Genomic DNA, 8388 nt, shown 5'->3' with positions numbered 1-8388 from the left:
AGCGTAAAATAGCGCAAAGGGTTAAACAGGCGAAAAGGTCGTACCAATAATTTCGCGCATTGAGAACCCGGCGGAATATGGCTAAGCAGTTATTTTGTAAGGTGTTGGCGGTAAAACAGCGGGAGAAGCGCGGGCGGGCAGGCAAGGTTACCGGCAGGTGAACCGCCGGTAACAGACAGGGTTTTATAGTTCCTGTTCGAATAACACCAGCACGGCGTCATGCAGCTGTTTCACCGTAAAGGCGCGCGCTGGCGTAATAAAGATGGTGTCGTCACCGGCGATGGTGCCGAGAATGCCTTCGGCTTTGCCGAGGGAGTCGAGCAAGCGGGCGATCAGCTGGGCCGCGCCTGGGCTGGTATGAATCACTACCAGCGCATCGTTATAGTCGATATCCAGCACCAGATTCTTCAGCGGGCTGGTGGTGGTGGGCACGCCCAGTTCGGCAGGCAGGCAGTACACCATCTCCATTTTGGCGTTACGCGTGCGCACCGCGCCAAACTTGGTCAGCATACGAGAAACTTTTGACTGGTTGATGTTGCCGAAGCCGTCTTCCTGCAGCGCCTGGACAATTTCGCCCTGAGAGCTGAACTTTTCTTCTTTCAGTAAGGCTTTGAACGCCTTTATCAGATCGTCTTGTTTAGATGGGTTTCGCATAAGCTACCAATAAAAGAGGGTTGCAGCAGGCAACAGGCCCGGCGCAGATAAATTATTATGCATTTAGATGAATTTTTATGCAATAAGCGGATGCGTGAATTCATGGCATGCGCGTGTGGGGCGGGCATGATAACAGAGTTTTATCCTGCACCAAAATCGCGCGCTGGCGCGCAAAGCGAAGGTTGCAAAGTTGTTATATTATTGAAGTGGTAACAACAAAACGATGATCATTGCCGTCCATAGTCTTCTGGCTGCGACTGGATCATTCAGGCGACTTCTGAAGTGGAGATGTCTCGGGAGCCGATTGCGGCGTAATGTTATTGCGCGACAGGTGTGTCGCTATCGCCTGAGAAGTTGATTAAACTCGTAACCTGATGGATTTTCGGCATATCTCTGCCCCACCTTAATAAGGAGTTCAGGATGAAAGTTGCCGTTCTCGGTGCAGCTGGTGGTATTGGCCAGGCACTCGCTCTGCTGCTCAAGACCCAATTACCCGCAGGTTCAGCCCTCTCACTGTATGACATTGCCCCGGTGACGCCAGGCGTCGCGGTTGATCTCAGCCACATTCCTACTGCCGTGAAAGTCGAAGGGTTCAGTGGCGAAGATGCCACGCCGGCTCTGCACGGCGCCGATGTGGTGCTGATCTCGGCCGGTGTGGCACGCAAACCTGGCATGGACCGCGCCGATCTGTTTAACGTCAACGCCGGTATCGTGCGTAACCTGATTGAACAGGTGGCGACCACCGCGCCAAAAGCGCTGATTGGCGTCATCACTAACCCGGTAAATACCACGGTGGCGATTGCTGCCGAAGTGCTGAAAAAAGCCGGTGTGTACGATAAAAACCGGCTGTTTGGCGTCTCAACGCTGGATGTGATTCGCGCCAACACCTTTGTCGCTGCCCTGAAGGGCAAACAGCCTACGGAGATTGAAGTGCCGGTGGTCGGCGGGCATTCAGGCGTGACTATTCTGCCGCTGCTGTCGCAGGTTAAAGGCGTCAGCTTCAGCGAGCAGGAGATCGCCGACCTGACGAAACGTATTCAGAATGCCGGTACCGAAGTGGTGGAAGCCAAAGCCGGTGGCGGCTCGGCGACGCTGTCGATGGGCCAGGCGGCTGCGCGCTTTGGTCTGTCGCTGATTCGTGCACTGCAGGGCGAAGCCAATGTCGTAGAGTGCGCTTATGTGGAAGGCGATGGCGAGTACGCGCGCTTCTTCTCGCAGCCGCTGCTGCTGGGCAAAAACGGTATCGCCGAACGCCGTCCGCTCGGGCCGCTCAGTGATTTCGAACAGCAGGCGCTTAACGGCATGCTGGAGACGCTGAAAAAAGATATCGCGCAGGGCGAAGAGTTTGTGAAGTAACCCGCGCGTAAAGAAAAAACGCCCGGCGCATGCCGGGCGTTTTGTTTTACAGGCCACCGGATTTGAAGGTCCGGCTGGCAGCCGAACCGTTGCTGGCGGGCGTTTTGCGCCCCAGCGTTTCCATCCGTACCTGGAACGGCGGGAACGGCATCTCAATGCCATGCTCTTCAAAGCCGCGCAGAATCAGCTGATGCAGCTCATGACGCAGCGGCATACGATGGCCCATCTCCGCCGCGTGCACGCGCAGCTCAAACAGCTGAATGCCCTGCTGCAGATCCACCAGGAACACATCCGGCGCTGGCATATCCAGCACGTAGGTGCAGCGATCGGCCGCCTGCTTCAGGATGGTCGTCACCTCTTCGCTGTTAACGTGGGCCGGTGCCGGAATGGTCAGCACCACGCGCGTCACCGAATCCGACAGCGACCAGTTGACGAACTGCTCGGTGATAAAGGCCTTGTTCGGCACAATAATCTCTTTGCGGTCCCAGTCGGTAATGGTGGTGGCGCGCGTATTGATGCGGGTGATGCTGCCGGTCAAATCGCGAATAGTCACGGTATCGCCGATACGAATCGGTTTCTCAAACAGGATGATCAGGCCGGAGATAAAGTTGGCAAAGATCTCCTGCATCCCAAAGCCCAGTCCCAGACCCAGCGCCGCTACCAGCCACTGCAGTTTTGACCACTCCACGCCAATAATCGAGAAGCCAATCAGACCGCCGACCAGCATCAGCGCGTATTTGGTCAGGGTGGTAATGGCGTAACCGGTACCGGGCGACAGGCTGAGGTGTTGCAGCAGCGCCAGCTCCAGCAGCGCCGGCATATTGCGCACCAGCTGGGTGGTAATGATAAAGATCAGGATGGCGATCAGCACGGCACCCAGCGTAATGGGCTGTACGCTCTCGACGCCCTGCACCGTGGTGCTGGCATCCCACAGCGGAATGTTGTCGAGGAAGCTAAACGCGGAGTGAATCTCAGACCACAGCACAATCACCGACACCAGCGCAATCAGCGTCAGAATCGAGCGGACCAGCCGCAGCGACTGTGCGCTGATCGCATCCAGATCGATAATCGGCTCTTCGACTTCCACGGTATCGGTGCTGACGGCAGACTGCTGCTCTTTTTCCTCTTCGCTGCGCGCGCGATTGGCCAGCATATCGGCACGACGCTGGCGCGCACGGTCAAAGGCGATGCGGCGGCGCTGAATCAGCATCCAGCGGCGAATGATGTGGTAAATCACCAGCAGGAAGAACCAGATGCCGACCGAGGTTTCCAGACGCGCCAGCAGCGCCTGCGCGGTGGCCAGATAGCCAATGCAGGAGGCCAGCGCCGCCACCAGCGGGATGGCGATCATCAGGTTCCACAGAATCCGGTTAACGAAGTTGTCGCCGTCGCCCTCTTTATCTAAATAGAGCGGGATACCGGCGCGTTTCAGGCTGACGGTGACAATGCTCAGCGCCCCGCAGATCAGAATAAAGCACAGGCGCCCCAGCGTGGCGGAGAACTGCGGATCGTCGAGGTTGGCGAAAGCTATCAGCAGCATAATCAGCGGTACGATCAGGCCGACCGTCAGTGAGTAGTAGCGCATGGCGCGCGCAACCCGCGCCTGCGGCCAGCGGAAGTGTACGACAAACAGGCCGTCAGGACGGGCAAACGCCGCGCTGATCATGAATGCCCACAGCAGCGGCAGGGTGGCAGTGATGCCATCGCCAATCGCCACGGCAAACGGGTAAGGCCAGGCGTGCTGCAGGCCAAAGCCGAGCGCGGCCCACAGCACCGGCAGCGGCACCGCGACCAGAATCGACCAGAAGACGGTGCGCAGCGTCAGGCTGAAGCGGTCCTGCGTCACTTTCCCCACGCGGCTGGCCGCGCGCGCCATAAAGGCGTTGTAGTGACGACGCGTGCTGATGCTAAAGCCCACCAGCAGAATGGCGCCAATAATCGGCAGCACCGTTTCGCGGTTAGTGAACATCATCGCCAGCGCTTTGCCCAGCTGGCCCAGCGTGTCCAGCGACAGCAGGCGCGTCAGATCGGTTGCCACGTCCAGCGGATATTTCAGGCCAACCGGGCTGACGTCGGCGGTCCAGAACAGATAGCGGTGCGTCGCCTCTTTAACTTCACTCAGCGCGTCCTGCAGCTGCGTATTGGAAACCTTCAGCTTGGTGATTTCCAGAATCAGCGTGTCGCAGCCGGAAATCAGCGAGTTAAGCAGTTCACGCTGGGTTTTCAGCTGGGCATCCAGAATGCGCGTCTGTTCACTGGTGAACGGCGTGCCGTCCGCCTGTTTCTCTTTGCGCAGCGCCTGCTGGCGCTCCAGCAGGTCTTCATAATGCAGCCGCTGCACGCGCAGCTGGCCCATTTCACTGTCGATCTGCTGGGATTTCGGCATCTCCGGCAGGCGCGCCACCTGCGCGCGCAGCGCTTCACCCAGCAGATTCGACACGCCCAGCCACTGTGACTGCTCGCGCAGCGTGCTCAGCGCCTGGCGCACCTGCAATGTCTGATTGGTGGCGAGACGCTGCTGCGAGGCCACCAGATCCATACGCTGCGCCTGCTGATTCAGATCGGCGGAGAGCTCGCGGTTAACGCGGAACTGATCGCTGATGGAGGCCGGCAGATCGCCGCTGTTTTCCGCCAGCTGTTCGGTGCGCTCCAGCGCCAGTTCGGCTTCGCGCTGGCGCTGGTTGTTGAGCTGATTGCGCAGCGCCTGCAGATAGTTATCCAGCTGGGTGGCTTTGCGCTGATGCACTTCCGCGCGCATGCGCGCCAGCTCCTGACGGTTATTAGCCGACAGCTGCGCCAGCTCCAGCTCATCTACCCGCGCTTTACTGGCAGCGCTCTCGGTCTGACGCGCATAAATCTGCGCCTGTGCCAGCGGGGTAGCGGCAGCCGCCACGCCCTGTGCGCGCCGTTCGCTTTCGGTCATGGCGCGCCGCGCATCGGTCTGCTGCTGCGGCAGCTGCGACAGAGAATCGCTGATTTCTCGGGCGCGATCCTGCTCCTGCTGCGCCTGGCGGCTCTCCTCCAGCAGCTGGCTGCTAACCTGCAGGATCTCCTGATCCAGCTCGGCATTGCTCATGTTGCTGCGCACTGGCTTGCTGCTGTCGGTCAGCGTGGCGATTTGCTGACGCAACTCGCGCGCCAGCCGCGGGAAATCATCGATTACCTGCTGATACTGTTTCGCCCGTTCCAGCGAGTCGTCGCGTTCGGACAGGAAATTAATTGCTGCTTCCAGCGCCTGCACCTGTTCGGCCTGGCTGGGCGAGCTTTTCGCGGATTTCGCCGTTTCCAGATCCTGTTTCAGCTGGCTGGCGGGTGGAACAGTGGCGGCAAAGACGGTGCTGCTGAGCACCAGGCTCAGCAGCAGAAAAAGAGAGGCGCGCACGGCGGTGTTTCCCGGAATTAGTCGATGAGCGGAGCGCTGTCGCCGGGCTGCGGCAGGGCGATAGCCAGCGGCTGACCCAGGCGGGTTTTGCTTTCGGCTTCAAGGCTTTCAGCCAGCTTGACGCGGTTCGGCGCGAACAGGTTGATCACCGTCGAGCCCAGCTTAAAGCGGCCCATCTCCTGACCTTTCAGCAGCACGACCGCGCCATCATGATCGGCCGATGGGTAGCGCCAGCGTTTGATCACCCCTTCGCGCGGCGGCGTCACGGTGCCGGCCCAGACGGTTTCGATGCTGCCGACAATGGTGGCGCCCACGAGGATCTGCACCATCGGGCCGTGATCGGTATCGAATACGCAGATCACGCGTTCGTTACGGGCAAACAGGTTCGGGATGTTGCGCGCGGTCAGCGGGTTAACCGAGTAGAGATCGCCCGGCACGTAGATCATTTCGCGCAGGATGCCGTTACACGGCATGTGCACGCGGTGGTAGTCGCGCGGCGCAAGGTACGTGGTAACGAACTCACCGTCGACAAATTTTTCCGCCAGATCGTCATTGCCGGCCAGCAGCGCCTGCAGCGAGTAAGTGTGGCCTTTGGCCTGGAAGATCTGATCGCCAGCAATACGGCCCAGCTGGCTGATGGCGCCATCGGCTGGCAAGGCCAGCAGCGAAGCGTCCGGATCGATAGGGCGTGCACCCTCTTTTAACGGGCGTACAAAGAAGTCATTAAAGGTGCGGTAGCTGCCGGTGTGCGGCTTGCTGGCTTCCGCCATATCCACTTTGTAGAACCAGACAAAAATATCAATGACCGCTTTGGTCAGCCAGCCAGCGCGGCGGCTGGCGCCCCAACCGGCGAGTTCGGTCAGCGCTTTTTTAGGCAGAATGTGATTCAGGCCGAGTTTAAAACGATCAAACACCGTTGCCTCCTGGCTTAATAACGTTTGGTTTACACAAAAGGGGGCGGATTGTAGCAGCGCCCCGGTCAGTTGGCGAATGTGCCGTTGTACCCGTTAATCTTCGCTGGCGGAAAAGTTTTTACGCGTTTTTACCTGCGCCATGCTCTCCAGAATACGGTGGTAGTTATCGAAGCGTGAAATGTCGATGATCCCGTTCTCCACCGCTTCGCGGATGGCGCAGCCAGGGTCGTTGTCGTGCTTGCAGTCACGGAACTTACAACCGCCGAGAAATTCACGAAATTCGACAAATCCCTGGGTAATTTGTTCCGGCTCCAGATGCCACAAACCGAACTCGCGCACGCCAGGCGAATCGATGACATCGCCGCCGTGCGGGAAGTGATAAAGCCGTGAGGCGGTGGTGGTGTGCTGGCCGAGGCCGGACACGTCCGACACATCATTGGTCAGGATCTCATCGCCTGCCAGGTCGAGGCCGAGCAGATTGTTCAGCAGGCTGGATTTACCCACGCCCGACTGGCCGGCAAAAATGCTGACCCGGCCGGTGAGCGCCGCTTCCAGATCCTTCAATCCATCTTTGGCGCGGCTCGACACCATCAGTACGCGATAGCCAATGTGGCGATAGATATCCATCTGCTCATCGACAAACGCCCGCGCGTCGTCATCCAGCAGATCGGTTTTATTCAGTACCAGCAGCGGCTCCACGCCGAGCGTTTCGCTGGCCACCAGATAGCGATCGATAATGTTCAGCGACAGCTCCGGCAGGATCGCCGACACAATTATGATCTGATCAATGTTGGCGGCGATTGGTTTCACGCCGTCATAGAAGTCCGGACGCGTCAGCACCGTCTGGCGCGGGTGTACGGCTTCAACAATACCTTTGCCACCGTTTTCGCCGGCGGCGCGCCACACTACGCGGTCACCGGTGACCAGCGAGCGAATGGTGCGGCGGATATTACAGCGATGCACCTCGCCGGCGCTGTCTTCCACATCCGCGTGCATGCCAAAGCGGCTGATCACTACGCCTTCAGAGGCTTCACCAAACAGGCTGTCGTCCGGTTCCGGCTTTTCGTTCCGTTGCTGCAGACGACGCTGATGGTTGGCGCTGACGCGACGTTGTTGACCCTTCGACAATTTATTTTTGCTCACGCATCCTCTCACGCTTTCGCCAGGCTTCGCCCCGCTGGGCAAAACGTCTATGATACACCTTAATTCAGGCTAATGACGACTTTGGCAACAGGCGGGAAATGCATGACAGCGGGAAATGAAAACAATCTGATTTGGATCGACCTGGAAATGACCGGACTGGATCCGGAGCGCGATCGCATTATTGAGATCGCCACCATTGTAACAGACGCCAACCTCAACATTCTGGCCGAAGGTCCGGTACTGGCGGTGCATCAGTCCGATGCGCAGCTGGCGCTGATGGATGACTGGAATGTACGCACCCACACCAATAGCGGGCTGGTTGCGCGCGTGAAGGCCAGCCAGCATGACGATCGAGCGGCGGAGCAGGCGACGATTGCGTTTCTGCAGCAGTGGGTTCCGGCCAACACCTCGCCGATTTGCGGCAACAGCATTGGCCAGGATCGCCGCTTCCTGTTTAAGTACATGCCGGAGCTGGAAGCCTATTTCCACTACCGCTATCTGGATGTCAGCACGCTGAAAGAGCTGGCGCGCCGCTGGAAGCCAGAGATTCTGCCAGGCTTTAAAAAAGCCGGTACGCATCAGGCGCTGGACGACATTCGCGAGTCCATTGCCGAGCTGGCCTACTACCGCGAGCACTTCCTGCAGCTGTAAATCAACGCGGGTGCGCAGGAAAGCAGCAGTTTGCCGATTAAAACAGCAAACGCGCGCAAAGCGCAAAATTTTGCTTTGCAACGCTTGCGGCGGGAAGGATTTCTCGTATAATGCGCACCCCGTACCGGTGAAGAATTTACAACAGGTACGGAGCAGTAAAAGTAACAAATGTTCTGAATCAGGTAGTTCAGTTGCGCTAAGGCGGTCAATGCCGCAGCAGATTGAAAGACAATGATGCGGGAATAGCTCAGTTGGTAGAGCACGACCTTGCCAAGGTCGGGGTCGCGA

At 58.5% G+C, this 8388-nt stretch carries 7 protein-coding genes; 2 read left to right on the top strand and 5 right to left on the bottom strand.

What is annotated here, in order from left to right; genetic code table 11:
• Positions 1–183: 183 nt before the first annotated feature.
• Complete coding sequence (gene argR / locus QMM04_RS18905; RefSeq protein ID WP_058771465.1) at positions 184–654, bottom strand: transcriptional regulator ArgR; 471 nt, start codon at positions 652–654, stop codon at positions 184–186.
• A 420-nt stretch (positions 655–1074) separates the two neighbouring features.
• Between argR and mdh the strand changes: the two genes are divergently transcribed.
• Entirely contained in the window at positions 1075–2010 is a 936-nt protein-coding gene (gene mdh / locus QMM04_RS18900; protein WP_021508136.1) for a malate dehydrogenase, read from the top strand.
• 46 nt (positions 2011–2056) lie between these two features.
• On the opposite strand, the gene mscM is transcribed toward mdh, so the two are convergent.
• The 3 genes from mscM to rsgA all read right to left on the bottom strand — a co-directional run bounded on the left by mscM (position 2057) and on the right by rsgA (position 7449).
• A complete protein-coding gene (gene mscM / locus QMM04_RS18895; RefSeq protein ID WP_127834644.1) occupies positions 2057–5392 on the bottom strand; it encodes a miniconductance mechanosensitive channel MscM in 3336 nt (1111 codons plus the stop codon).
• 17 nt (positions 5393–5409) lie between these two features.
• Positions 5410–6306, bottom strand: coding sequence for an archaetidylserine decarboxylase (gene asd / locus QMM04_RS18890; protein WP_021508134.1), 897 nt, complete (start codon positions 6304–6306; stop codon positions 5410–5412).
• A 93-nt stretch (positions 6307–6399) separates the two neighbouring features.
• The gene (rsgA, locus tag QMM04_RS18885; RefSeq protein WP_031279822.1) at positions 6400–7449 is read right to left on the bottom strand and encodes a small ribosomal subunit biogenesis GTPase RsgA; all 1050 of its coding nucleotides are present in this window, start codon (positions 7447–7449) and stop codon (positions 6400–6402) included.
• Positions 7450–7551: 102 nt separating this feature from the next.
• On the opposite strand from rsgA, the gene orn reads away from it, so the two are divergent.
• Complete coding sequence (gene orn / locus QMM04_RS18880; RefSeq protein WP_021508132.1) at positions 7552–8100, top strand: oligoribonuclease; 549 nt, start codon at positions 7552–7554, stop codon at positions 8098–8100.
• Here orn and QMM04_RS18875 read toward each other — a convergent pair.
• On the bottom strand, positions 8073–8388 hold a 316-nt coding region (locus QMM04_RS18875; protein WP_282996757.1), incomplete at its 5' end, for a hypothetical protein. The genes orn and QMM04_RS18875 overlap by 28 nt on opposite strands.

The organism is Pantoea sp. Pa-EAmG (genome assembly GCF_030024295.1).
GTDB lineage: Bacteria > Pseudomonadota > Gammaproteobacteria > Enterobacterales > Enterobacteriaceae > Pantoea > Pantoea dispersa.
This window is presented reverse-complemented; position numbering and strand designations above follow the sequence as displayed.

What these genes read in the sequence shown, in the direction of transcription:
- orn (WP_021508132.1), top strand. Translation starts at nt 7,552, where the DNA reads ATGACAGCGGGAAATGAAAACAATCTGATTTGGATCGACCTGGAAATG.
- mdh (WP_021508136.1), top strand. Translation starts at nt 1,075, where the DNA reads ATGAAAGTTGCCGTTCTCGGTGCAGCTGGTGGTATTGGCCAGGCACTC.
- argR (WP_058771465.1), bottom strand. Translation starts at nt 654, where the DNA reads ATGCGAAACCCATCTAAACAAGACGATCTGATAAAGGCGTTCAAAGCC.